Below are 24484 nucleotides of genomic sequence, written 5' to 3'. Positions count from 1 at the left end.
GTAGCGTTGCTGTCCTGGCCCGGCGCGGCACCGGACCGGCCGTACCAAGTGAAGATCGAACCTCGGGGAGGACCAGCATCATGGGCGTCACGCTCGCCAAGGGGGGCAATGTCTCCCTCTCGAAGGCCGCACCGAACCTCACGAATGTGATGATCGGGCTCGGCTGGGACGCGCGCTCCACCACCGGAGCCGACTTCGACCTCGACGCCAGCGCCCTGCTGTGCAGCGGCGGCCGGGTGCTCGGGGACGAGTGGTTCATCTTCTACAACCAGCTCAAGAGCCCCGACGGCTCGGTGGAGCACACCGGCGACAACCTCACGGGTGAGGGCGAGGGCGACGACGAGTCGATCCTGATCGACCTCGCGAAGGTGCCCGCCGTCGTCGACAAGATCGTCTTCCCGGTCTCCATCCACGACGCCGACAACCGCGGCCAGACCTTCGGCCAGGTCAGCAATGCCTTCATCCGGGTCGTCAACCAGGCGGACGGCCAGGAACTCGCCCGTTACGACCTCTCCGAGGACGCCTCCACCGAAACGGCGATGATCTTCGGCGAGGTCTACCGCTACAACGCCGAATGGAAGTTCCGCGCCGTCGGCCAGGGATACGCGTCGGGTCTGCGGGGTATCGCACTCGACTTCGGGGTCAATGTTTCCTAGACCCACCTGTATCAGCCGAAGGCGGCCCCTTAGACTTCGTGGTCAACAGTAGGTAAAGCCGAGTACGGCACGGGGGTTGCACACCCCCCGGGCCTGCGCTTGGGGGTGCCCCCACCACACGATGATTGGGTAGCCAGTGCTTCTGAAAACCTTCGGCTGGTCGTTCGCGATCACCGCGCTAGGCCTGGTCGCAGCGGCCTTCTACGGGGGGTGGACCGCCTTCGGCATCGTGGCGATCCTGGCCGTCCTGGAGATCTCGCTGTCCTTCGACAACGCGGTGGTCAACGCCGGAATCCTGAAGAAGATGAATGCCTTCTGGCAGAAGATCTTCCTCACCGTCGGTGTGCTGATCGCCGTATTCGGCATGCGCCTGGTCTTCCCCGTCGTGATCGTCGCCATCAGCGCCAAGATCGGCCCGATCGACGCGGTCGATCTCGCGCTGAACGACAAGGACAAGTACCAGCAGCTGGTGACCGACGCCCACCCGTCGATCGCCGCCTTCGGTGGCATGTTCCTTCTCATGATCTTCCTCGACTTCATCTTCGAGGACCGGGACATCCAGTGGCTGCGCTGGATCGAGCGGCCGCTGGCCAAGCTCGGCAAGGTCGACATGCTCTCGGTCTGCGTCGCCCTGATCGTCCTGCTGATCACCTCCATGACCTTCGCGGTCCACGCCCACCAGCACGGCGGCGGTCACGTCGACAAGGCACAGACGGTGCTGGTCTCCGGCATCGCCGGTCTGATCACGTACATGATCGTCGGTGGACTCTCCGGCTACTTCGAGGACCGGCTGGAGGAGGACGAGGAGCGGGAGCACGAGGCCGAGGAGGAGGCCGAGCGCAGCGGCAGGAAGAAGCCCGCGGTCGTCCTCGCCGGCCAGGCCGCGTTCTTCATGTTCCTGTACCTGGAGGTCCTGGACGCCTCCTTCTCCTTCGACGGCGTCATCGGCGCCTTCGCCATCACCAACGACATCGTGCTGATGGCCCTCGGCCTGGGCATCGGCGCCATGTACGTCCGTTCGCTCACCGTCTACCTGGTCCGCCAGGGCACCCTCGACGACTACGTCTACCTGGAGCACGGCGCCCACTACGCCATCGGCGCCCTGGCCGTGATCCTCATGGTCACCATCCAGTACGAGATCAACGAGGTCATCACCGGGCTCGTCGGCGTCGTCCTGATCGCCCTGTCCTTCTGGTCCTCCGTGCGCCGCAACAAGGCGCTCGCCGAGGCCGAGGGAAAAGGCCCGACCTCGGACGAGAAGGCTGAGGTCTCGTCCGGGGTGTGACACCCCCCTGGCTGAGGAACGCTCTGAACGGGGCGGCCGCCGAGGACGAGTCCTCCGCGGCCGCCCCGCCGCACACCGACGGACGTGGGGGGCCGAATGGGCATCTGGCAGGACCTGTGGCGCGGCCGCTCGGCGGACTTCGACTCCGGCAGCGCCGCGTCCAACTCCATCGAGCTGAACAAGCGCAACCACACGGTCTCGCTCACCAAACAGGGCGCCGCCGGCGGGAACCTGCGCATCAACCTGTCCTGGCGGATGCGCACCTCCGACATCGGCGGACCGCAGCGCGGCAGCCTGCTGCGCCACCCGCTGCGCGCCTTCAAACCGGAAGTGGTCCAGGCGCACACCCAGAGCATGGTGAACGTCGACCTCGACCTCGGTGTCATGTACGAGCTGGCGGACGGCACCAAGGGCGTGGTCCAGCCGCTCGGCAGCTTCTTCGGCGAGCTCAACGCCCCGCCGTTCGTCAAGCTCAGCGGCGACGACCGCTTCGGCTCCGGCTCGGGGGAGACGGCCTTCGTCAACCTCGACCACCGCGACGACATCAAACGGCTGCTGGTCTTCGTCTACATCTACGACCAGACCCCGGCCTTCGACCGTACGCACGCCGTCATCACGCTCTATCCGAGCAACGGCCCGCGCATCGAGATCGGCCTGGACGAGCGCCATCCGCAGGCCAGGTCCTGCGCCGTCGTCATGATCGAGTGCAACAAGGGCGAGGTGACCGTGCGCCGCGAGGTCAGGTTCGTGTACGGCTTCCAGGCCGAACTCGACCGCCTCTACGGCTGGGGGCTCCAGTGGGGCCGCGGCTACAAGTCCAAGGCCGACCGTTAGCGCCCGCCCCGGCCCGCCCGGCGGGTCACCGGGGCCACGCGCCACGGGAACGGCCCCACGGGCCTCGCGGCCCCCGCCGCGGCCGCCCGCCTCAGCGGCCGAGGAACTGCGGTCCCTGCGGCGGCAGCCGGAAGTCCGGGTCGGGCCCGGCGCCGACCGCCTGCGGGAAGCCGTACGCGGGCTGGGTGGCGGGCGCGCTCTGCGGCTGCGGATAGCCGTAGGCGGAAGGATCCGCCTGCCGGCCGGCCGGCTGCGGATAGCCGTACGCGGGACCGGGCGCGGCGGCCGCGGGCCCCGGATAGCCGTAGGCGGGCTGCTGCGGGACGGGGGCCTGCTGCGTGACCGGGGCGGAGTGCTCGGGCGGCAGCGGCATCGACGTCTCGTGGGCCGTGGCCGGCGAGGCCCAGGCGGCCTGGTCGGGCCCCGCGCCCGGAGCCGGCACCGCGGCGGCCTCGGACTCGTCCACCGAGATCCCGAAGTCGGTCGCGAGGCCCACCAGCCCGTTGGAGTAGCCCTCGCCGAGCGCCCGGAACTTCCAGCCGTCCCCGCGCCGGTACAGTTCGCCGCAGATCAGCGCGGTCTCCGCGCCGGTCTCCGGCTTGATGTCGAAGTACGCCAGAGGTTCACCGTCGGCGACGGCCGCGTCGTACAGCAGGATGCGCAGATCGTGTACGTGATCGAAGGTGACGTCGTCGGCCGATGCGACCAGGAGAATCTGACCGACGCCGGGCTCGACACCCGTCAGATCCGTCTGGATCGTGTCGGTGAGGCCCTCGGCGCCGCGCTTCTTGCCGAGCCGCCACACCTTGCCCGACGGATGGCGGGGCTGGTTGTAGAACACGAAGTCCTCGTCGGATCGCACACGACCGTCGGGGCCGAGGAGCAGCGCGGAGGCATCGACATCGGGGACACCCTGACCGGGCGTCCAGCGCAGGACGGCGCGCACCGCTGTGGCGTCCAGCGGGACGTTCGACCCTTTCAGCATCGCGTGCGTCATGCCGTCATCCTGCCCTGTCGGTCCTGGTCACGACAATGTGGGGTCGTTCCGGAACCGGCCGGTGATGGACATGGCGGAGTTACCTGAACTTCACGCCCGGTGGGAATCCCAGACATGGATCCGTACGTACTATTACCGGCCACATCACATTCGGCCACCTAGCCGCCGCGGGGGAGTCCCATGCGTCATTTCGGTCACGTCACCCCGGAGGAGCGGCAGCGCCTCTTCCACCGGGAGCCCGGCGTCTTCACGTCCGAGTCTCCGGCCAGAGTGCTGGCCGCCGCCCTCGGGGCGACCCTCTACAGCCCGGCGACCCGGCCGACCCTGGCCGACGACATCGTCAAACAGACCACACGCGGTGTCGTCTCCATGGTGCTGTGCCTGGAGGACTCCATCGACGACGCCGAGGTCGTGGGCGCCGAGGCGAACCTGGTCCGCCAGTTCGAGGACCTCGCGTCCCGCCAGGACTCCGTCGAACTACCCCTGCTGTTCGTGCGGGTCCGCTTCCCCGAGCAGATCCCCGACCTCGTACGGCGTCTGGGCCCGGCCGTCCGGCTGCTGTCCGGATTCGTCATGCCCAAGTTCACCGAGGAGCGCGGCACCCCCTTCCTGGAGGCCCTCACCACCGCCGAGGCGGAGAGCGGCAGACGGCTCTTCGCCATGCCCGTCCTGGAGTCCCCCGAGCTGCTCTACCGCGAATCGCGCGTGGAGACCCTGGAGGGCATCTCCCGCGCCGTCGACAAGTACCGCGACCGGGTCCTCGCGCTGCGCCTCGGCGTGACCGACTTCTGCTCCTCCTACGGGCTGCGCCGCGCCCCCGACATGACCGCCTACGACGTCCAGGTGGTCGCCTCCGTGATCGCCGACGTGGTGAACATGCTGGGGCGGGCCGACGGCACCGGCTTCACCGTCACCGGACCGGTGTGGGAGTACTTCCGCGTCCAGGAACGCATGTTCAAGCCCCAGCTGCGCCGCAGCCCCTTCCTGGAGGGCGAGGCGGAGGAACTGCGCGAGAAGCTGCTGGAGCACGCCATGGACGGCCTGCTGCGCGAGATCGCCCTCGACCAGGCCAACGGGCTCATGGGCAAGACCTGCATCCACCCCTCGCACGTGCCGCCCGTCCACGCGCTGTCCGTGGTCAGCCACGAGGAGTACAGCGACGCCCAGGACATCCTCAGGCCGGAGCGCGGCGGCGGGGGTGTACTGAGATCGGCGTACACGAACAAAATGAACGAGGTGAAGCCGCATCGCGCCTGGGCCGAGCGCACCCTGCTGCGCGCCGAGGTCTTCGGGGTCGCCCACGAGGACATCGGCTTCGTCGAGCTGCTCACCGCCGGAATCCTGGCGTGAGCCGGCCCGGCCGAGCGCAGCGCACCCCCGACAGCAAGGACCAGATGAACACCCCAGCACACGACCCGAACCACCCCGGCCGCTCCGGCGGCGGCAGCGGCCCGGACGGCGTCAACGCCCCGGACCGCGTCGAGGCCCCGCAGGAGCCGGTGTGGACGGGGACCTGGGTCGCCGAGCGGCTCGGTGTCGAGCTCGTCGGTGACGAGGGCCTGAGCGGCCTGCTGGGGCTCGCCCTGCGGCGCAACCCCAAGCGGGCCCACCTGCTCGTCTCGAACGTCCTGGGCAAGCACGTGCCGCAGTCCCCGGCCGTGATCCACGGGTACGGCGTCGAGCTCGGGCGGCGGGTGCGTGAGCTGCTGGGCACCGAGGACGCCCGCGCGGCCGTCGTCCTCGGGTACGCCGAGACGGCCACCGGGCTCGGGCACTCCGTCGCGGACGGGATCGGCGTCGCGCCCTACCTCCACTCCACGCGCCGGCCGGTCCGCGGGGTCCGGCGGGCGGGCGGCTTCGAGGAGTCCCACTCGCACGCCACCTCGCACCTCCTGCTTCCCGAGGACCCGGGACTGCTCGCGGGCTCCGGCCCGCTGGTCCTCGTCGACGACGAGTTCTCCACCGGCAACACCGTCCTGAACACGATCCGCGACCTGCACCGGCGCTATCCGCGCGAGCGGTACGTGGTCGTGGCGCTGGTCGACATGCGCTCACCCGCCGATCACGCGCGCTTCGAGAAGTTCGCCGGGGACATCGGCGCCCGCGTGGACCTGGTCGCGGCCGCCTCGGGCACGGTGCGCCTGCCCGAGGACGTCCTGGCCAAGGGGACGGCCCTGGTCGCCCGGTACGAGCGTCCCACCCACGACGAGCGTCCCGCCCACGACGAGCGTCCCGCCCACGGCGAACAGGGCGCTCAGGGCGCTCAGCGTGAACAGGGCGCGCAGGGCGAAGAGGCGGCACGCGTCGCCCCGGCCGCCGTCCGTGTCGGTCTCGGCTGGCCGCACGGCCTCCCGGACGGCGGACGGCACGGGTTCACGCCCGGACACCGAATACGCCTGGAGGCGGCCCTGCCCGCGATGGCGGGGCGCCTCGCCGACGCCCTGCCCGACGGCGCGGACCGTGTCCTGGTCCTCGGCTTCGAGGAGCTGATGTACGCGCCGCTGCGGCTCGCCCACGAACTGGAGCGGACGCTTCCCGCCGAGGTGCGCTTCTCCACCACCACCCGCTCCCCGGTGCTCGCCCTCGACGACCCCGGCTACGCCATCCGCAGCCGCCTCGCCTTCCCCGCCCACGACGACCCGGACGACGGGCCCGGCGAGCGCTACGCCTACAACGTCGCGGGCGCCGGCTTCGACGCCGTCGTGGCGGTGGTCGACTCCACCGCCGACACCCCCGAACTGCACGCTCCCGACGGCCTGTTGGCACAGTTGGCGGCACACATCCCGCATGTCCTGCTCGCCGTCGTGCCCTCGTACGCGCCCGCACGGCCGTCCACCGAAAGGCCCTCCATGCTGCCCGAGCCCCTTCGTGGCCCCGCCTTCTCCTCGTACGCCCCCGACGAGGTCGGCTGGCTGCTGCGGGACCTGTCGGACGTGACGCTGGAGGCGCCCACCGAGGAGCGCGAGGAGGCCATCCAGAGCGGCGGCGCCCACTACGCCGAGTCGCTGCCGGTCGAGTACCAGCCGAGCCCCGAGTACCAGGAGCTCTTCCAGGCGGCCCTCACCGCCTCCGCCGCCCGGATCGCCGAGGCCGTCGGCGCCGTGACCGAACTCGTGCTCGCCGACCGCTCCCCGCGCCCCGTCCTGGTGTCCCTGGCCCGCGCCGGCACCCCCGTCGGCGTCCTGATGCGCCGCTGGGCGCAGCACCAGCACGGCCTGGACCTGCCGCACTACGCCGTCTCCATCGTCCGCGGCCGGGGCATCGACGCCAACGCGCTGCGCTGGCTCGCCGCCCACCACGACCCGGCCGACGTCGTCTTCGTCGACGGCTGGACCGGCAAGGGCGCCATCACCCGCGAACTCGCCGACGCCATCACGGAGTTCGAGGAGGCCGAGGGCATCACCGGGTTCGACCCGGAGATAGCGGTGCTCGCCGACCCGGGCTCCTGCGTGCGCACGTACGGCACCCGCGAGGACTTCCTCATCCCCTCCGCCTGCCTCAACTCGACCGTCTCCGGGCTGATCTCGCGGACCGTCCTGCGCGCCGACCTGGTCGGCGAACACGACTTCCACGGCGCGAAGTTCTACCGCGAGCTCGCCGGCGCCGACGTCTCCGTCGAGTTCCTCGACGCCGTCGCCGCCCGCTTCCCCGAGGTCGCCGAATCGGCCCGCGACCGGGCGAAGGAACTCCTCGCCGCCGACCGGACGCCCACCTGGGAGGGCTGGGCCGCGGTCGAGCGCATCAGCGAGGAGTACGAGATCCACGACGTGAACCTCGTCAAGCCGGGCGTCGGCGAGACCACCCGGGTGCTGCTGCGCCGGGTCCCCTGGAAGATCCTCGCGCGCGCCGGAGCCGGCGCCGACCTCGACCACGTCCGGCTGCTCGCCGGGCAGCGCGGGGTGCCCGTCGAGGAGGTCGAGGAACTCCCGTACACCTGTGTGGGGTTGATCCACCCGAAGTACACGCGCGGCGCGACCGGTGCCGACGGCAAGGCGGTGACCCTCTGATGTCCCTGCCCAAGGCACTGGTCGCCAGCGACCTCGACCGCACGCTCATCTACTCCGCCGCCGCCCTCGCGCTCACCATGCCGGACGCCCGCGCGCCCCGGCTGCTGTGCGTCGAGGTGCACGAGAACAAACCCCTCTCCTACATGACGGAGACGGCCGCCGGGCTGCTCACCGAACTCGGTGACATCGCCCACTTCGTGCCCACCACGACCCGCACCCGCAAGCAGTACCAGCGCATCAACCTGCCCGGCCCCGCCCCCGAGTACGCCATCTGCGCGAACGGCGGTCATCTGCTCGTCGACGGTGTCTCCGACCTCGACTGGCACGCGGCGGTCAAGGAGCGGCTCGCCGCCGAGTGCGCGCCGCTCGACGAGGTGCGCGAGCACCTGGAGGCGACCGCGGACCCGGTGTGGCTGCGCAAGCACCGGGTCGCCGAGGACCTGTTCGCCTATCTGGTGGTGGAGCGGGAACTGCTCCCCGAGGAGTGGGTCAAGGACCTGGCCGTGTGGGCGGAGAACCGCGGCTACACCGTCTCGTTGCAGGGCCGCAAGATCTACGCCGTGCCGAGGCCGCTCACCAAGAGCGCGGCCGTGCGTGAGGTCGCCCGCCGTACGGGGGCCGTCCTCACCCTCGGGGCGGGGGACTCGCTGCTCGACGCGGACCTGCTGCTCGCCGCCGACCGCGGCTGGCGTCCGGGCCACGGCGAACTCGCCGAGGCCGACTGGACGGCACCGGCGATCACCGCCCTGCCGGAGCGCGGTGTCATGGCGGGGGAGCGGATCCTGCGCGAGTTCCTGAGCGCCGCCGCGGGAGCCGGCCAGGGCCTGGTCTGAGCGACTGCGGCACCCGGGCCGGGGCGGTTTCGGGAGATGTGGGCAACTTGGCCCCGGTGCGGCCCTGTTGGGGCCGACCGGGGCCGTTCCGTCGCGACACGCCGGGTCCGGCCCCGACGCGGCTGAAGAGTTGGTAAGAAATCCCCGCCGTCAGCCGCAGCAGCCGCCGCCGCAGCACCCGCCTCCGCCGCCGCCGGAACGCGGCGCGGGGGCCGGAGCGGACGCGGAACCACCCCGGGCGACGGCGACCGTCGACAGCAGTTTGACGGTGTCCCCGTGCCCTGCGGGACAGGCCGCGGGAGCGGCCGATTCGGCCATGGGACGGCTCAGTTCGAAGGTGTCGCCGCAGGTCCGGCAGCGGTACTCGTAGCGAGGCATGCGCACAGGTTAACCGGAACGGGCCGCCGTCAGGAGGGCTCAGGATCCTTCGCGCGACGTGGCGTGCCGGGGCCCGCGGGACGTGGGTGACAGGTGCTCCAAGAGGGCAGGCGGGGGGCGCTCGTTGACCTCTGAGCTTTTTTGTCTCGTTGCTGATCGAAGGGATTGCATTGGTCGCTGATAATTTAATAGGGCCGCGACGAGCCGCAAGGTCGGGGAGGGGGGCTCGCAGCCGCGAAAGCGGCCGCTGCAACTACCCGCGCGCGCAATTCCGAAGTGCGGAGGGAGACGCAGTCGTGACCAGGACATGGCATCGCACCGGTGCCCCGAATCCCCTGTCGTTGGGCCGCCCGTGCGCAGGAGCGCGCCGTGGCTGACACATCGGGACCGCAGCGCGGTCGCGGCAGCCGCCGCAAGCCCTCCGAGCCCTCCCAGTTGTCCCGACTGGCCACCAGGCTCGCGCCGTTCGCCCGCCGGCTCAAACCCGCCTACCCGCGCCCCGGACGCACCGGTGTGCGGCGATGGCTCCCCTCCTGGCGCCAGTGGCTCGGCGCGTTCGCCCTGTCCATAGGACTGAGCGGCACGCTGCTCGTCATCGCCTACGCGGCAACGGACATACCCCAGAACCTCAACACGTACGCCACCCAGCAGGACAACGTCTACTTCTGGTCCGACGGCACCCCGATGGCCCGTACCGGCTGGGTCCGGCGCCAGGCCATGCCGCTCAAGGACATCCCCGTGGACGTGCGTTCGGCCGTCCTCGCCGCGGAGAACGAGAGCTTCTACAGCGACCCCGGCATCTCCGCCAGGGGCCTGGCCCGCGCCATCGTGAAGACCGTCGGCCAGGGGGACACCCAGGGCGGCTCCACGATCACCCAGCAGTACGTCAAGAACGTCTATCTGACCCAGAACCGTTCGGTGAGCCGCAAGTTCACCGAGGCCATGATCGCCCTCAAGCTCGACAACAGGATGAGCAAGGACAAGATCCTCGAGGGCTATCTCAACACCAGCTGGTTCGGCCGCGGCACCTACGGCCTCCAGCGGGCCTCGCAGGCCTACTACGGCAAGGACGTCAGCCACCTCAACGCCAGCGAGGGCGCCTTCCTCGCCTCGCTCCTCAAGGGCGCGGGCCTCTACGACCCCACCCTGAGCAAGGCCAACCACAAGCGGGCCGTGGAACGCTGGTCCTGGATCCTCGACCGCATGGTCAAGACCGGCAAGCTCTCGGCCACCGAGCGGGCCAAGTACACCAAGTTCCCCGAGCCGATCAAGCAGTCCGGCGGCTACGACACCGGCAAGCAGAGCGACTACCTGGTCGAACTGGCCACCCAGTACGCCAAGAAGGCCGGGCACATCTCCGACCGGGACTTCGACCTCGGCGGCTACCAGATCTACACGACCTTCGACCGCGATCGCGAGACCGCGCTGACCGACGCCGTCGCCAAGGCCCGCAAGGCCACGAACAAGAGCGACCCGGCCAACGCGAAGGCCGCCCACTACGGCGCCGCCTCGATCGCCGACGACGGCCGGATCCTCGCCGTCTACGGCGGCCCCGACCACCGCCGGCAGGGCTACAACGAGTCCAACGCGACCACCGTGCCCGCCGGTTCGGCCTTCCTGCCGTTCGTCTACGCGGCCGCCCTGGAGAACGGCGTCCACAAGACCCGTGAGGGCCCGGCCACTCCGGTCACCCCGGAGAGCGTGTACGACGGCAACGACGGCGTCCCCGTCAGCACACCCGAGGGCCCCTACTGGGACCGCGGCGGCAAGAAGGTCGCCGCCCACAACGAGGGCAACAAGAACTACGGCCCGATCAGCCTGCGTTCGGCCCTCGCCTCGAACGTGAACACCCCGTTCATGCAGCTCGGCATGGACGCCGGCCTGGACAAGGTGCGCGAGACCGCCGAGGCCTCGGGCCTGCTCTCGTCCAGCATCGGACCGCAGGTGCCGAACATGTCCCTCGGCGCCGCCACACCCAGCGCCATCCGGATGGCCAGCGCCTACGCCACCTTCGCCGCCGACGGGACGCACTACGAGCCGTACTCGGTCCGCCGCATCACCCGCAACGGTTCCGCTGTCCGCCTCGACATGCCCGCACCCCATCGCGCGATGCGCGCCGAGGTGGCCCGCCAGGTCACCGACGCGCTCTCCGACTCCTTCCGCGCCGGACACCCGGGCGCGGCCCCCCTGACGGCGAAGGTGGCCGCCAAGCGGGGTGCCACGCTGGACGACAAGGCCGCCTGGTACGTCGGCTCGAACAACTCCGTCTCGACGGCCGTGGTCCTGTACCGCATCGACCTGACCAAGAGCCTGGAACCACTGCCGCTCAAGGGGATCGCCGGCGCACCCGTCGCCGACGTGCCCTACGGCATCTGGTCGGGTGCGATGAGCCCGCTCCGCTGATCCCGTCGGCCGGCCGCCCGGTCCGGCCCCCGCCGACGGCCACCCGGTGGCCGCGCCACGCTCCTTCCGTCCCCCTCGCAGAATGTGCCCCGTATGAACTCGAAGCACAGCCGGCGCCGACGCCGTGAGTCCGATCCCGTGTCTGCCGCCGCCTCCGCACGCCAGGGGTTCGCGGCCATGACGGCCTTCCTCGTCGTCACGTCCACGGCCGCCACCTACCTGGCCCTCAACACCGACCACACCGCACCGGCCGCGTCGGCCCGCGCGCACGGTCCCGAGACCGCCAAGGTGAAGAAGGAACCGGTGTGGGACGGCAAGACCCACGTACTGGGCGACGGCTCCACCTCCTACACGGGCCCGCAGAAGGGCGAGTTGAAGGCCGTCCCGCTCAAACCCGGTGAGAAGCCTCCCCAGTTCGTCGTCTTCTCCTGGGACGGAGCGCTCCAGGGCGACGACCAGCTCTTCTCGCACTACCGGGAGCTGGCCCAGCAGTACAACGCCCACATGACGTTCTTCCTGACCGGCATCTACCTGCTGCCCAAGGACAAGAAGTCGCTCTACGAACCGCCCATGCACGCCCCGGGTTCGGCGGCCATCAGCTACGCCACCGACGAGCACATCCGCACCACGCTGGCGGAACTCGGCAAGGCCTGGAAGCAGGGCAACGAGATCGGCACCCACTTCAACGGCCACTTCTGCGGCGACAAGGGCGGCGGTGACTGGAGCGTCACGGAGTGGGAGAGCGAGATCAACCAGTTCTTCTCCTTCGTCGAGAAGTGGAAGACCAACACCGGCTACACCGACCTGCCGCCGCTCCCCTTCGACGCCACCCGTGCCATCAGCGGCGGGCGCGCGCCCTGCCTCGAAGGACAGAAGAACCTGCTGCTGGCCATGAAGGCCACGGCGAAGAAGTACAACTGGCGCTACGACGCCAGCTCCGCGGGCGACTTCCAGATCTGGCCCAAGAAGAAGGAGGGCGTCTGGGACTTCCCGCTGCAGATGCTCCCCTACGAGAACGGCAAGTACCAAGGCCTGTCCATGGACTTCAACTTCCTCTACAACCAGTCCGACGGGGAGACCGAGGGAAACCCGGTCCAGTACCCGCAGTGGCAGCAGGAGACCGTCAACTCGTACATGGCCGGTTTCAACCGGGTCTACTACGGCAGCCGGGCACCGCTGTTCATCGGCAACCACTTCGAGGACTGGAACGGCGGCATCTACATGAAGGCCATCGACCAGGTCATCAAGAACGTGTGCACGAAGAAGGGCGTTCGCTGTGTGTCCTTCCAAGAGCTGACCAACTGGCTCGACGTGCAGAAGCCCGAGACCCTGGAGCGCCTGCGCGGTCTGGACCCCGCCCAGTCGCCGGACTGGTCGACCGTGGTCAAGTAGGTCCCGGAGCCGCTCCGTCGGCCCCGCGATCACGCATGGAGATCAACCTACCTACGACATAAAGGACTTGGTTGCGGCCGCCGCGAACTCCCCTCGGAGTCCGCACAGTTGAGTGGGACATGTAAAGATTCTTCTCCCTGGAGTCCGACCGGGGACCAAGGAGAATCACCAGTGACACCGAAGAAGTTAAGCCGCGGTTGTTCCGTCGTGGGCGCGATCACCCTCTCCGCCCTCCTGCTTCCGCTGTCCGCCGCCCACGCGGCGGCCCCCGCCCCCCGCGTGACCGCGTCGACGGCCGCCGCCTTCGGGCGCGTCGCCGACGCCGTGTTCACCGACCGCACCGCCGCCCTGCTGGACCGGGCCCCCGAAGCCCGTACGGCCCTCAGGGCGACCACCGCGGGCGTACGGGTGTCCGCCGCCCTCGCCCGCACCGAGAACTCCGCCCTCACCTCGCTGCACGGCACCCGCTCCCGCCTCGCGGCCCTCGGCGAGGCCTACAGCGCCGCCGACACCGAGGTCGCCGTGGACCGGACCCGGGTCACCGGCCGGCTGGCCACCGCCTGGGTCACCGAGACCACCACCCTCACGTACCGCAGGATCCGCGGCGACGAGCCCGCCACCACGGGCTTTCGCGCGCACCACGTCCTGACCTTCGCCGCCGGGCCGCACGGCGGCTGGACCGTCACGGGCGAGCGCACGACGGACAAGGGCCCCCGGCAGGTCAACGAACCCGCCCCCACGACGGTCCGCAGGACCCCGACGGCCGCTGTCGACGCCCCCCGGGCAGCGACCACCTACCCCGCGCCCGCCAGCCCCAAGACGCTCACCGGCGGCCCGTACGACTACGCGGCCATGGCCACGTACGCCGAGACCTGGTGGAAGAACTACAACCCCGCCTACCGCAGCTTCAACTCCGTCGGCGGCGACTGCACCAACTACGTCAGCCAGTCCCTGAAGGCGGGCGGCTGGGCCACGGTCGCGAGCTCCGACGAGGACTACGGCAGCTGGAACTACACCTCGTCCACCCAGACCGACACCTGGGTCGGCGTCAACGAGTGGTCCTGGTTCACCCAGACCGCCCAGCGCTCCACGCCCCTGGCGAACGTCTACCAGATGGACGTCGGCGACGTCATGCAGATGGACTTCGACAAGGACGGGTCCAAGGACCACTCCATGATCACGTCGTACCGCAGCGCGAGCGGGGTGCCGTACGTGACGTACCACGACACCGACACCTACCGCCGGTCGGTGTCGAGCCTGCTCGCCGCGTACCCGAACGCCGCGTACTACGCGTACCGCACCTGATCACGGCCCGGCCGGCGCCCGGCCCTTCGGCGGCCCCGCGCGGGTGAGCCGAGGGGAAGGGCTTCGCACGAGGGTTCCGAGGACGCCCGGAGCGCCCTCGGGACCCTCCCGGGGTCCTCAGGCGCCGCCTTCCGGGGTCCTCAGGCGCCGCCGCGCTCCTCGCGGATCTGCGCGACCACCCGGGCCACCGTCTGCCGGACGGCCTCCGTCTCGGTCAGGAAGTGCCAGTAGTCGGGGTGGCGGCCCTCCAGGGTGGCCACGGCCCGGTCCAGCCGGCCGACGGAGTCGTCGAGCGGACGGGCCTGCCGCGGATCGGGCGTCGACCGGCCCGACATCGCCAGCCGCTGCGCGTCCCGGATCGCGAACCGGGTCCGGTCGATCTCCTGCTGCGGATCCTTCTGCACGGCGTTCAGCCGCCGCAGCCGGTCGCCGGCCGCGGACACCGCCTCGTCCGTGGTGTTCAGCAGCGCCCGCACCGTCGCCAGCAGCGACGCCGCGTCCGGCCAGCGCTGCGCCTCCCGTGCGGCCCGCGCCTCGTTCAGCTTCGCCTCGGCCTGCCGTACGTTCTCCGCGGCCTGCTCCGGCACCCGCTGGAGGTCCTGCCAGCACGCCGCCGAGAACCGCCGCCGCAACTCGCTCAGCACCGGTTCCACCTGCCCGGCGCGGGTCGTCAGCGCCTGCGCCCGGGTCCGCAGCGAGACGAGCCGGTGGTCGATCTCCGCGGCCCGCTCCGGCAGCCGCTCCGCCTCCGTGCGCACCGCAGCGGCCTCCCGCGAGACCCGCTCGGCACGCTCCAGCGTCTCCGGTACGCCGTGCTGCCCGGCCCCCTGGTTCAGCTTGGTCAGCTCGGGCCCGAGCGCGGCGAGCCGGGCCGCGAGGTCGTCGGCCCTCAGTCCGGACCGCCGTACGGCGTCGAGGGCGTTCGAGGCGGCCAGCAGGGCCTGCCGGGCCCGCTCGACGGCCGGCGCCAGCCGGGCGAGCTGGGTCTCGGCCTTGCCGAGCAGCGGCCCGAGGCTCTGCTCGAACCGGTCCAGGTCGGCCTTCACCCGGCCCAGCTCGTCCTTCGCGGCGACCAGTTCGGTGCGGGCCCGCGCGGCGGCGGACGCCTCCAGCTCGTCCCGGTCGAGATCGTGCGCGTCGACGGCGGTGATGTACTTCTCGCTGGCCTCGTCGATCCGCCGGCCAAGCGCCGCGAAGTCCGCGACCACGCGCCGGGCGGCCGGGGAGTCGTCCACGGCCGTGATGGTCTCGATCGAGATCCGCAGGTCGCGCTGGGCGGTGTCGAGCTCGTAGAACGCGGCGGCGGCGGCGTCCTTGGCGGCCTGCGCCTCGGCCCGCTGGCTCTCGGACCGCCCGCCGAACCAGCGCCGGGTGCCACCACCGCCTCCGGCGAAGGCCGCGGGCAGCGCGAGGGCGGCCAGCAGGGGGAGCGCCATGAGGGTGAACATGTCACGGGCGAGGTGGGACGGGGCCGGGGCTGGGGCCGGGGTCGGCGCTGGGGCGGGCGCCTGGGCCGGGGTCTCTGTCTCGGCCGAGGTCGGCGCCGGGGCCGGGGCCGGGGTCTCTGTCTCGGCCGAGGTCGGCGCCTGGGCCGGTGTCGGGGGCGCGGGGGTCGGTTGCGCCGACAGGGCTGAGGGCGTCGACCGTGGCGTCGGCTGTGGCGTCGGCGAGGCCGAGGAGGTCGGCTGTGCGGACGGGGTGGACCGCGCCGGGGCTGTGGGCCGCGTGGGCTGCCGGGACGACGGCGGGCGTGGCGACGGGAGGTCCCGTCGGACGCCGCCGAGCGGGCGTGCGGGCCGCGCGGGCCCCGCGAACGGCGAAAACGGCCGCGAAGGTGTCGCCGTCACATCCCTCTCCCGTGCTGTCATCCGCCTTGCCCGGCTGTCATTCTCCCACCGGTTGAAGACGAACACACGGGCCGGTCAGTTCGCTGTCCGTACCGTGATCTTTCCGTCGCCGGTGTGCGCGGTGACGAGGTGGGAGCTGGAACGGTCGCGGGGCACGTCCACGTGGACCGAGCCGTCCCCGCTCCCGGCCGTGACGCGGTACGTGGCCCGGGGCAGCACGATCGAGACGGAGCCGTCACCGCTGCGGGAGTCCACGAGGTCCGGCACGGCGGCGAGTTCGAGCCGCACCGAGCCGTCGCCGGTACGGACCCGGATCCGGCGGGCGTCCACCCCGACGGCCCGGACGGAGCCGTCGCCGCTGTGCAGGTCGAGTGCTCCCGAGGAGTCGCCGACCCGGACCGAACCGTCCCCCGTACGGATGGTCAACGCCTCCGTGAAGCCCTTCGCGCTCACCCGTCCGTCCCCGCCCTCGACCGTGACGGCCACCCCGCGCGGCACCACGATCCGGTGGCGGGCCGAACAGTCGGCGACGACACCGGAGCACTTCATCCCCAGCACCAGCCGGTCGCCGTCCTCCATGGCCCAGGTGACCTTCGGATCCCCGCCGAGCGTGACCCGCCCCTGGAACCACCGGGTGACCCGGATCTCACCCGCCTTCGCGGAATCGGACACGACCAGATCGAGCGCGGAGTCGCCCGAGTCGACGGTCAGGCTCCGCCCGTGCAGCCCGAAGGTCCGGGTCTCGGGTTCCTTGTCGTTCCCCGCCGAGGCCCCACAGGCGCCGACCCCACCACCGACCACGAGAACAAGGGCGGCGAGGGCGGCGGTACGGGTACGGGTGGCGGTACGGGCGCGTGTACGGGCCATGACGGATCCCCCTGGGACGATCGGCGAGAACTCCACGGCTTCGGGACCGGACGACCGGCCCTGGACCGGGTGGACCTCGGCCGGAGCCGGCCGACGAAGCCACTTCGAAGGTAGAGAGACGCACATCCCCGGACGATCCGGGAGACTCCCGGAACCGAGGTAGGGACAACCCCCGCCCCGATACGGGTTTGCGGGGTATCCCCCCGGGCAATGTAGGCTGTCGACTCGTCCTGGGCGCGTAGCTCAGTGGTAGAGCGCCGCCCTTACAAGGCGGATGTCGGCGGTTCGAAACCGTCCGCGCCCACCAGGAAAAAGGCCCCCAGCCGATCATGGCTGGGGGCCTTTGCCATCCCACCATGGGGCGAGCCTCGAAGATCACGGCCCCAACGTCGTGCTTCACGGGCAGGTCCACAGACTGCCCGACTCGCCGGAAGCCTTAGGGGGCATGATCACTCGCCCCATGGCAGCTCCCGCCCAAAGTCGCTCCGCCGACCGCGCTGTACCGTGCACGCCGTGAACGGAGAGAACGAGTTCGGGCTGAGGCCGCTCGGAGCCGACGAGATCAATCGCCTTCGCCGGCTCGCCACGGCCGTAAAAGCAGACCTGTCCCGATCTGGACTCGTAGTGCGTGATGCGGGGGAGGAACCAGACCGACGAACATCACCCGGTGGGCTCGAAGTCGACCTGGATTTGCCGTCTGGGTGACGTGCCCCTCCCGTGCCCGTTCAGTCGGGAAACAGCGGGGACCCTCGGTCGCCGGCGGGCAGCGTTCACGCGGAAGCCCCTGACCGAGTTACCTGGTCAAGGGCCGTTCCTGCTGGCGGTGGGTGTGGGATTTGAACTCACGGTGACTCGCGCCACGACGGTTTTCAAGACGCTGTACGGATCGACGCTCCCAAGGCGTCGAGTGCGCCCACGGCCGCGTGGACATGATCCGGCCCGCGACGCAATCGTTCTCCCGCACACCACCAGAACAGTCGCTCCTGTGCATCCTCCCTTGGATGCATGCCCAGGCCGTGCTCGGGGCACAGGGGCCACGCCTGCCACAGAAGCTCCGTGACGGTCTCCTGCGCGGCATCGGCGACGCTCGCCAGTGCAGAGGCAAGGCTGTCCTGTGAGTTCGGGTCCAGGTGATTGCCGTGCCACTCGCCGTTGGCCATGGCGACGTGGACGTTCTCCGGTTCATCCGCATCGGGGGACGGAAGGGCCAGCAGTTGCAGCGGTTCCAGCTGGGGAAGCGTCACCGCCAGGTCCCGGTTCAGAAGAGCGAGAGCCTGGTCCCACACGGGGTATTCGCCGGGCGAGACACGGCGAGGCTCGGGGGGATCGAAAAGAGCGCACATGAACACCATGCTCCGCCACATCAAAGACAGCCCGACGGGCGGGGACTCACGGGGAACCGGGGCAAGGAGCGGGCAGTTCGGCCGCACTGCGCCAAGCCAGGGAACTCACAGCTCGGACCCGTGATCGCGCAACCTCGCTCCTGAAGCGGTGGGTCTATTCGTCAGTCGAACGGGCCGCCAGCGAGGCGACTACCCCTGGACGGGAAGATCAGGATGGGCGGCCAGAAAGGTTATGTAGGCGATCGCCGCTGTCGCCCCCAAGAGGGACAGCACGCCCCCCAGTACAGCTCGCCTGCTGTTCGCTCGCCCCGACTTTGATGCGCGGTACTCGACAAAGGCCCGCACCAGGCCAACCAGCGCCAGCGGCAGCGCAACGAAACTGACCAGTATCCAAAACGGACAGCAGAACCAGAATGCCAGGGACGCTCCACCGAACCAGACCGCAAGCTCTGCTTTCTCTTGCGTCTCGTCCGGGGTGCCAACAGAAATCATGGGCCGATCCAAGCAGAGCCCTTCTTGCCGTACAGCAGCGAGGTACAGCAACCGTCGTGCCCATAGTTCGCATCGAGGTGGCAGCAACGGGAAATCGATGGCCCCGAGGTTGTCCCTGGAGCCCTCTCTCAGCAACAGAGTGAGAGAGGGAATCCTCTTCAGGGAGGGGGCGGATCGCGGTACGCACGGCCGCCTGTTCCCTCCTGAAGAGCCGTGGTGAGCCACACGGAACGGGACGGGCCCGGCGGCACGTCTCAGTTTCTGCGGCGCCGCGCGACGGCGAGCAGGTTGCCGCCCGTGATGAGGGCGCCCACGGCCGCCGCGGCCGCGTACCAGGGCAGCGCCCCGGTGCCCGTGTCGGCCATCGAGCCCTGCCCCGTGCTGTCCGAAGCCGCGGTGCCGGTGCCGGTGCCGGTGCCGGTGCCGGTGTCGGTGCCGGCCGAGACGGAGCCGGAGCTGCCGCCGGATCCGGAGCCGCCCCCGGAGGAGGAGCCGGAGCCGTGGCCCTGGGAGCCGTCGGCGGTCACCGTGATCGCCGCGGTGTTGTCCTTGGCGTTGCTGTCCCGGTTCGGCAGCGTCACCTTGATCGAACCGGGTGCGAGGTCGGCCGGCTTGTCGATGCGGAGGTCGAACACGAACGGCGTGAGCTGTCCGGCGTCGAAGTACGAGTCGTTCGGGTCCTGGAAACAGGTGTAATGCCTGGCGCCGGGCTTGCCCCAGTGCCGGTCGTTGTCCGACGAGTGCCGGTCGTCGTCCGAGCTGCAGAGGTTCGGGACCTTCACCGCCGTCGTGCCGGGTGGGATCGTCACGTGGGCCTCGGAGGTCGGGCCGTCGGTGGGGCCCTCGCCGCGGTCGTACTGCTCGATGGAGGCGGGCCCGTTGTTCCGGACGCCCAGCTTCGCCTCCACCACCTGGCCGGCCGTGCCGTGGACCGTGGTCCCCAGCGCTTCGAGGTCGAAGGGGTTGTCCGTGTCGACCCAGCCGGTCCCGTAGTTCCGGTTGAACGGCTTGGGGCCGTCGGCCCGGGGGGTGACTTCCAGAGCCTGCCCGGTCCCGCGGTGGACGTCGGTCAGATTCAGGTGCTTGTAGTCGTATCCGTCGGTCGTGCCGTACACGGCCACGGACCACGATTCGACCCTCGCGGTGCTGCCGACCTTCGCCGAGAAGTCGTCGAGGTCGTAGGAGCCGCCCGCTGTGATCGGGGCCTCGACGTAGCAGCGAGCCCCGACGCCGGCGTCCCCTCTGCGGCCGTACTCGCAGTTGCTGAACTCCTTGCCGAACGAGAGCCCCTGGCTGACTCTCATGGCGATGTAGACACCGTTCAAGGGCCGGGAACTGAAGTTCGTGAAGCCGAGTTCGGGGCGCACTGTCTCGCCGGTCTTCGCCCCGGTGCTGCTGAGGGTGCTCCGGTCGAGGAGCGGGCCCATGTCCGGCACCTCAGCCTTGAGCGTCGTCCCGCCGAGCGTTGTGTCACCGGCTTCGGCGGAGATCCGGACGTCGCCCGTGAAACCGGGTTGCGCGGTCGAGAGGGTCCGGAATTGCAGGGTGAGGCCATGCATGACGTCGCCCGGCTGAAGTGGTTTGCCGTAGTTCAGCTTCTCGCCGTCGCACACGTACAGGAGCTGCTGCTTCTCGACGCAGGCGGCAGGGGGCTCCAGGCTCATCTGGCCTTTGACGGCCGTGGCGTCGACCGTCACCGTGAAGTCCGTCAACTGCTGCGACCCGGTGTTGCGAGCGTGCAGGTAGGCGGTGGCGCGGTCATCTTGATACGGCTGCACCTGCAGCGGGTTGCCACCCTCGGAGACCGTGAACTCCAGTGTCTGCGCGGTCTCCGCGGCCTGGCCGAGGGAGGGCGCGCCCAGGGTCAGCAGGCCCGCCGCGAAGGCGGTGGCACTGACCCGGAGGGCGTTACGGGGCAGAGGTCTCGGCACGGGTGCTCCTTCGGCGGACTTACGTTGAGGCGGACCGGTGATCCGATCGCCCACTCAGATCGCCGAGCGCGGGCAAAAGTTGTATGAACTCGAGGTGTCTCGCGATGTGCGCCCCGCCCCTTCCTCTGCATCAAGCTTGGTGAACGACGGCAACCGCGCGAGCGCAGCCGCGCAGGTACCCACTGGCGAAGGTGAGTTGAGGAACTCCAGAGCATCGGGAGGAGCGGGCGCGCACACCGCGCGTTCACTTAGGTCCGCGGACGGGGTTCTCGGTGCGTACGGGAAGGGGACCGTACCGGGCCGCCTCCGCTCGCGGGCCCGTCCGGGTGCCCGTCAGCCCGTGCGGCGACGGGCGCGGAGGAGGGCGGCGGCGAGGAGTCCGGTCAGCGCCAGGGCTCCGGTGCCCGCGGCGACGGTCCAGGCGGCCGTCCGGTCCGGTCCGCCGACGGCGTCGACGGAGATGCGTGCGGTGCTGTTCGCGTGGTCGGCGTCCTCCTGCAGTACTTCCGCCGGGGCGTCGAGACGGATCGAGCCACCGGTGAGCTCGGACGGGTCGTCGATCCGCAGCCTGAAGGGGAAGGCCTCGTGATGCCCGTCCCGGAGCATCGGCACGTCGAAGCTGTTGGTGTACAGGTTGTACTCACACTGGTAGTACGGCCTCTTCGTCACTCTGTTCCCGCACTGCTTCGGACTCTTCAGCACGGTCACGCCCTGGGGGAACTGCACCCGGATCCGGGCGAACGGAACGCTGTTCTCGGCGTCGCGCTGGGCCTGGACGTCGGCACCGTGGAAGTCCATGGCCAGGTGCGCCGTGACCGTTGCGCCCTTCCTGCCCTTGAGCGCGGCTCCCGTCACCTCGATGTCCCACCGGCTGTCGACGTGCACCTTCAGCACCCAGGACGACATGGCGACGACGGCCTTCACCCGGGCGGCGGGAGGCACGTCCCCGGTCCGCCTTGCGAGGGTCAGCTTCCCGCCCCGGCCCCAGTGCCGGTCCCGCCACACGACGTCCGATGCCCACTGCTTTCCCACTCCCACATCCGCCACGGACACCGTTTCGTCGTTCGCCCGGCGGTCCACCTTCAGGGCGATGGGTGCGAGGTCGACAACCTCGCCCGGCTCGATCCGCGTGTCGGTCCAGCACACCGCCGTACGGAACGACCGGTTCACCGGGGAAGTCGGCACCTCCTGGCCGTACTCGCAGTTGCTGTACTCCGTCGCGAACGAGAGCCGATCGGACAACGTGATGGAGAACGCCCTCTTCCCCAGCACCCGTTCGCCCTTGTGCTCGAACCCGGCACGCACCTTGAACGTCGACCCCTCGCGCGGGAGGTCGGCGCCGTCCCGTTCCAGACGGTCGATCGTCAGCAACTCCTCGTGTCCCGTGCCCTCCCCCCGGAGCAGGTGCCCGCTCCCCGCGGACAGCGGCCGCACGTCCGCCGCGGGCTGGCCGGACGCCACCGGTGCGCCCGGGAACAGCACCCCGCCCAACACGGCAGCCGTCACCGCAAGTACCCGACCGAGCCCGATCCGTCTGATCACGTGTTCCCTTTCGAACGTGGCCCGGCCTGGCCAGGGCAGGCGCCGCGAACGGGCCGGCGAGCCCGGGTGCATGGCCTTTTCCTGTGAGGACAAGTCCGACGGGCCCAGGGTTGTACCAAGCTCCAAGGCGGATTTCGAGGAGCGACCACGGCCTGGCCCGCGGGCGCGGTGAGCCGAGCACGATCGCGGGCGTCCGTCCGTGGAGGCTGGTCGAGGCCGGTCAGAGCACGTACGGGGGTGCCGGCGGTCGAGGATCGCGCGGCCGTAGCCCGCTCCTTCCTGCTCCTCGCCTTGCCCCGGCCTCTCGCGGAGGGGCACGAAGCGAGCCCCGAGCCGGGACCTCCGACGACGACCGACAATGACCGACGGGGACCGTCAAGAACCGCTCAGCCTTAGGTCGGTCGGGACGGGCAAGAAGAGATGTCAGGTTGCGTCGCGCGGCGGATCCGGCAGGTTGTGCCACGTGTGACCACATCCCCCGGCGCAGTACAGCGTCCGCCTGCGGGTATCGGCGATGCTGAAGAGGGCGACGAGCAGGCGGAAGGACTTGGTGAGTTCGTAGGCCGGAAGTGCATTCATCCCGAAGCGCCACTTCGTGAGCATCACCGCCGGCGTGTGAGTGGGGCGGATGCCGGAACGCGCGATGCTCTCCGGCACGTCCTCTTCGCGGGCGCGGGCCTGCCCGCAGAACAGCGCCAGTGCATGAAGCGTTTTACGCTGGTCATCCTCTGAGAGGCCCTCGAACCATGCGACGCCCTCGGCTGCCGGCCTGAGCCCTTGCGCAAGTTCGTTCAGGATCACCTCGTGTGCGTACAGCACAGACTTCCACCCCCTGGTTCAGATCGACCGTATACGCACGGCCATCCGTGAGCAGCACGGTTTCGTGTGCCCTGATGGCACAGCCGTCTGACGCGAGCAGCGGGTTTTCCGTCGAATCCGCGCAGATCCTTCCAGGTGGCCTGCGTTCCGAGTGAGTGTCCAACTGCGTGACAACGCCGACGAACACTGTCGGACGAGCACGGACTTCTGCGGACCATCGGCGCAGGTGACAACCACACCGGCCCAAGGCAGCACTCTCGTGCAAGTTGCTTCGGGACGAAGAGGTCGTGGGTTCGAATCCCGCCACCCCGACAGCTGAAAAACCAGGTCAGGGCCGGTTTTCCTTCACGGGAAACCGGCCCTGACTCGTTTCTCGGAGCCTCTGGGAGTGAATGGGGAGTGGATCAAGGAATGCCACTCTCTGGACTTCACCCCTGGCGCGCTCTCAACAAGACATCGAGCGAGCCTCGAAGATCACGGCCTCAACGTCGTGCTTTAACGGACAGTTCCACAGACTGTCCGACGCGCCGGAAGCTTACGGGGCCATGATTACTCGTGCCAAAGCAGCGCCACCCCAAAGCCGCTCCGCCGACCTTGATTAGCAGCCGTCACCTCGTCCTCATGGCTGGGACTTGACCATTGACCCCATGGAGACCAATCACCCCTTCTCGCGCAGACGTCGGAGATGGAAGGTGGAAAATGGTGACCGGCAAAGACAGAAACCCATGGCATCTGAGGTGTTCGGAGCCGTGGACGCCGATCACAGGAAGGGGCGATCGGTAGACCGGCTTATGGTAGCCCCTTTACGGAAGTGACGCATAGAGGCGCCCTGATTCCCACTTCCTATCAAACTGCGTCTTGAAGAAGTCGTACCATCCGGGATCGTTCTGCCGGGTGACAGTAAAGGTTGGACGCTGCCAATGATCCGCCCGGAAAGTCGCTATTCGCATGACGATTTTCCCATGTTTGGTTGACGGATCGGAAGCGATTACGGTGTTGTGGGGGACGTAACTGAGGGTTTTGATCTCCAACTTTCCGACTACGGTCCCCTCGATTGGCGCAGACAATCTCCTAAGGTTGGTCTCTAGGTTGGAGCTAAGCTCGTCCGCACTGTGGTTTTCTGCCTCGCTTGCCGCGATAGTCATGGCCATACTGTTCGGTTCAATCACGAGAATTTTGACATGCAGACCTGCAGTGACAGCTCTTCTGATCTCATCCGCATAGGAGACAAGGTGTATTCCGAGCGTCCAGCCGTGAAGCCATACTTCTCGCGATGATGAGATCATCTCCCTGATCTCATCCCTGTCATCAACCTCGGAGAAGAAGCGATCTGCGCTCGGTCGGGCTTTGATTTCAATCAAAGACTGATCGATCTTCTCACTCTGTGAGCGCGATCGCAAAAGAGAAATGGCGACAAGGGCTAGGATTGCCAGAATTCCGGAGGTTATTACCTCCTGTGAGGCGTTACCCGTTAGTCCTAGAACGCCAAATGTCACCGCTGCCACTAGGGTTACGTAGAGATCCAAGCTGCGTATAGCAGCATGCGCCATGAT

19 protein-coding genes and 1 tRNA gene are annotated in these 24484 nt (G+C 69.5%); 10 read left to right on the top strand and 10 right to left on the bottom strand.

The window, feature by feature from the left end:
* Positions 1–80: 80 nt before the first annotated feature.
* The 3 genes from ACFWI4_RS32740 (at position 81) to ACFWI4_RS32730 (ending at position 2775) form a co-directional block, all read left to right on the top strand.
* Positions 81–656 (top strand): TerD family protein, encoded by a 576-nt coding sequence (locus ACFWI4_RS32740; RefSeq protein ID WP_385396922.1) that lies wholly within the window; start codon positions 81–83, stop codon positions 654–656.
* A 136-nt stretch (positions 657–792) separates the two neighbouring features.
* Positions 793–1941, top strand: a complete 1149-nt coding sequence (locus tag ACFWI4_RS32735) for a DUF475 domain-containing protein (protein ID WP_385396920.1) — start codon at positions 793–795, stop codon at positions 1939–1941.
* 96 nt (positions 1942–2037) lie between these two features.
* A complete protein-coding gene (locus ACFWI4_RS32730) occupies positions 2038–2775 on the top strand; it encodes a Tellurium resistance (protein ID WP_385396918.1) in 738 nt (245 codons plus the stop codon).
* 91 nt (positions 2776–2866) lie between these two features.
* Here the strand turns inward: ACFWI4_RS32730 and ACFWI4_RS32725 are convergent, their stop codons facing one another.
* Positions 2867–3772: a TerD family protein gene (locus tag ACFWI4_RS32725; RefSeq protein ID WP_387203744.1), complete on the bottom strand. Its 906-nt coding sequence runs from the start codon at positions 3770–3772 to the stop codon at positions 2867–2869.
* A gap of 180 nt (positions 3773–3952) precedes the next feature.
* Here ACFWI4_RS32725 and ACFWI4_RS32720 point away from each other — a divergent pair, with 180 nt between their 5' ends.
* From ACFWI4_RS32720 to ACFWI4_RS32710, 3 genes are read left to right on the top strand one after another with little or no spacing between them, the layout of a single operon-like run.
* Entirely contained in the window at positions 3953–5122 is a 1170-nt protein-coding gene (locus tag ACFWI4_RS32720) for an HpcH/HpaI aldolase/citrate lyase family protein (RefSeq protein WP_387203741.1), read from the top strand.
* Between the two features lie 44 nt (positions 5123–5166).
* Positions 5167–7779 carry a phosphoribosyltransferase gene (locus ACFWI4_RS32715; RefSeq protein ID WP_387203738.1) on the top strand — a complete coding sequence of 871 codons (2613 nt, stop codon included), beginning with the start codon at positions 5167–5169 and terminating at the stop codon, positions 7777–7779.
* On the top strand, positions 7779–8612 hold the full coding sequence (locus tag ACFWI4_RS32710; protein ID WP_385396910.1) for an HAD family hydrolase: 834 nt from the start codon (positions 7779–7781) through the stop codon (positions 8610–8612). The genes ACFWI4_RS32715 and ACFWI4_RS32710 overlap by 1 nt, the downstream gene beginning before the upstream one ends.
* Before the next feature lie 150 nt (positions 8613–8762).
* Here the strand turns inward: ACFWI4_RS32710 and ACFWI4_RS32705 are convergent, their stop codons facing one another.
* Entirely contained in the window at positions 8763–8990 is a 228-nt protein-coding gene (locus ACFWI4_RS32705) for a zinc ribbon domain-containing protein (protein ID WP_385396908.1), read from the bottom strand.
* A 369-nt stretch (positions 8991–9359) separates the two neighbouring features.
* Here ACFWI4_RS32705 and ACFWI4_RS32700 point away from each other — a divergent pair, with 369 nt between their 5' ends.
* The 3 genes from ACFWI4_RS32700 (at position 9360) to ACFWI4_RS32690 (ending at position 14090) form a co-directional block, all read left to right on the top strand.
* Complete coding sequence (locus tag ACFWI4_RS32700) at positions 9360–11393, top strand: transglycosylase domain-containing protein (RefSeq protein WP_387203735.1); 2034 nt, start codon at positions 9360–9362, stop codon at positions 11391–11393.
* Positions 11394–11486: 93 nt separating this feature from the next.
* Complete coding sequence (locus ACFWI4_RS32695) at positions 11487–12785, top strand: hypothetical protein (RefSeq protein WP_385396904.1); 1299 nt, start codon at positions 11487–11489, stop codon at positions 12783–12785.
* A 207-nt stretch (positions 12786–12992) separates the two neighbouring features.
* The gene (locus tag ACFWI4_RS32690; RefSeq protein ID WP_387203732.1) at positions 12993–14090 is read left to right on the top strand and encodes an amidase domain-containing protein; all 1098 of its coding nucleotides are present in this window, start codon (positions 12993–12995) and stop codon (positions 14088–14090) included.
* A gap of 140 nt (positions 14091–14230) precedes the next feature.
* Here ACFWI4_RS32690 and ACFWI4_RS32685 read toward each other — a convergent pair whose 3' ends face one another.
* Positions 14231–15538 (bottom strand): hypothetical protein, encoded by a 1308-nt coding sequence (locus ACFWI4_RS32685; protein WP_387203729.1) that lies wholly within the window; start codon positions 15536–15538, stop codon positions 14231–14233.
* 474 nt (positions 15539–16012) lie between these two features.
* Positions 16013–16804 carry a DUF4097 family beta strand repeat-containing protein gene (locus tag ACFWI4_RS32680; protein ID WP_387203726.1) on the bottom strand — a complete coding sequence of 264 codons (792 nt, stop codon included), beginning with the start codon at positions 16802–16804 and terminating at the stop codon, positions 16013–16015.
* Between the two features lie 232 nt (positions 16805–17036).
* Here ACFWI4_RS32680 and ACFWI4_RS32675 point away from each other — a divergent pair.
* A tRNA-Val gene (locus tag ACFWI4_RS32675) sits at positions 17037–17111 on the top strand.
* 562 nt (positions 17112–17673) lie between these two features.
* On the opposite strand, the gene ACFWI4_RS32670 is transcribed toward ACFWI4_RS32675, so the two are convergent.
* From ACFWI4_RS32670 to ACFWI4_RS32645, 6 genes are all read right to left on the bottom strand, one after another.
* On the bottom strand, positions 17674–18156 hold the full coding sequence (locus ACFWI4_RS32670; RefSeq protein ID WP_387203723.1) for a hypothetical protein: 483 nt from the start codon (positions 18154–18156) through the stop codon (positions 17674–17676).
* Between the two features lie 180 nt (positions 18157–18336).
* Positions 18337–18639, bottom strand: a complete 303-nt coding sequence (locus ACFWI4_RS32665; RefSeq protein ID WP_387203720.1) for a hypothetical protein — start codon at positions 18637–18639, stop codon at positions 18337–18339.
* Between the two features lie 254 nt (positions 18640–18893).
* A complete protein-coding gene (locus tag ACFWI4_RS32660) occupies positions 18894–20570 on the bottom strand; it encodes a hypothetical protein (protein ID WP_387203718.1) in 1677 nt (558 codons plus the stop codon).
* Between the two features lie 333 nt (positions 20571–20903).
* Positions 20904–22076, bottom strand: a complete 1173-nt coding sequence (locus tag ACFWI4_RS32655) for a hypothetical protein (RefSeq protein WP_387203715.1) — start codon at positions 22074–22076, stop codon at positions 20904–20906.
* A gap of 459 nt (positions 22077–22535) precedes the next feature.
* Complete coding sequence (locus ACFWI4_RS32650) at positions 22536–22913, bottom strand: DUF5958 family protein (protein WP_387203712.1); 378 nt, start codon at positions 22911–22913, stop codon at positions 22536–22538.
* Between the two features lie 821 nt (positions 22914–23734).
* A complete protein-coding gene (locus ACFWI4_RS32645) occupies positions 23735–24457 on the bottom strand; it encodes a hypothetical protein (RefSeq protein ID WP_387203709.1) in 723 nt (240 codons plus the stop codon).
* Positions 24458–24484 lie beyond the last annotated feature (27 nt).

The sequence above is a fragment of the Streptomyces sp. NPDC127038 genome (assembly GCF_042725875.1).
Taxonomy (GTDB): domain Bacteria; phylum Actinomycetota; class Actinomycetes; order Streptomycetales; family Streptomycetaceae; genus Streptomyces.
This window is presented reverse-complemented; position numbering and strand designations above follow the sequence as displayed.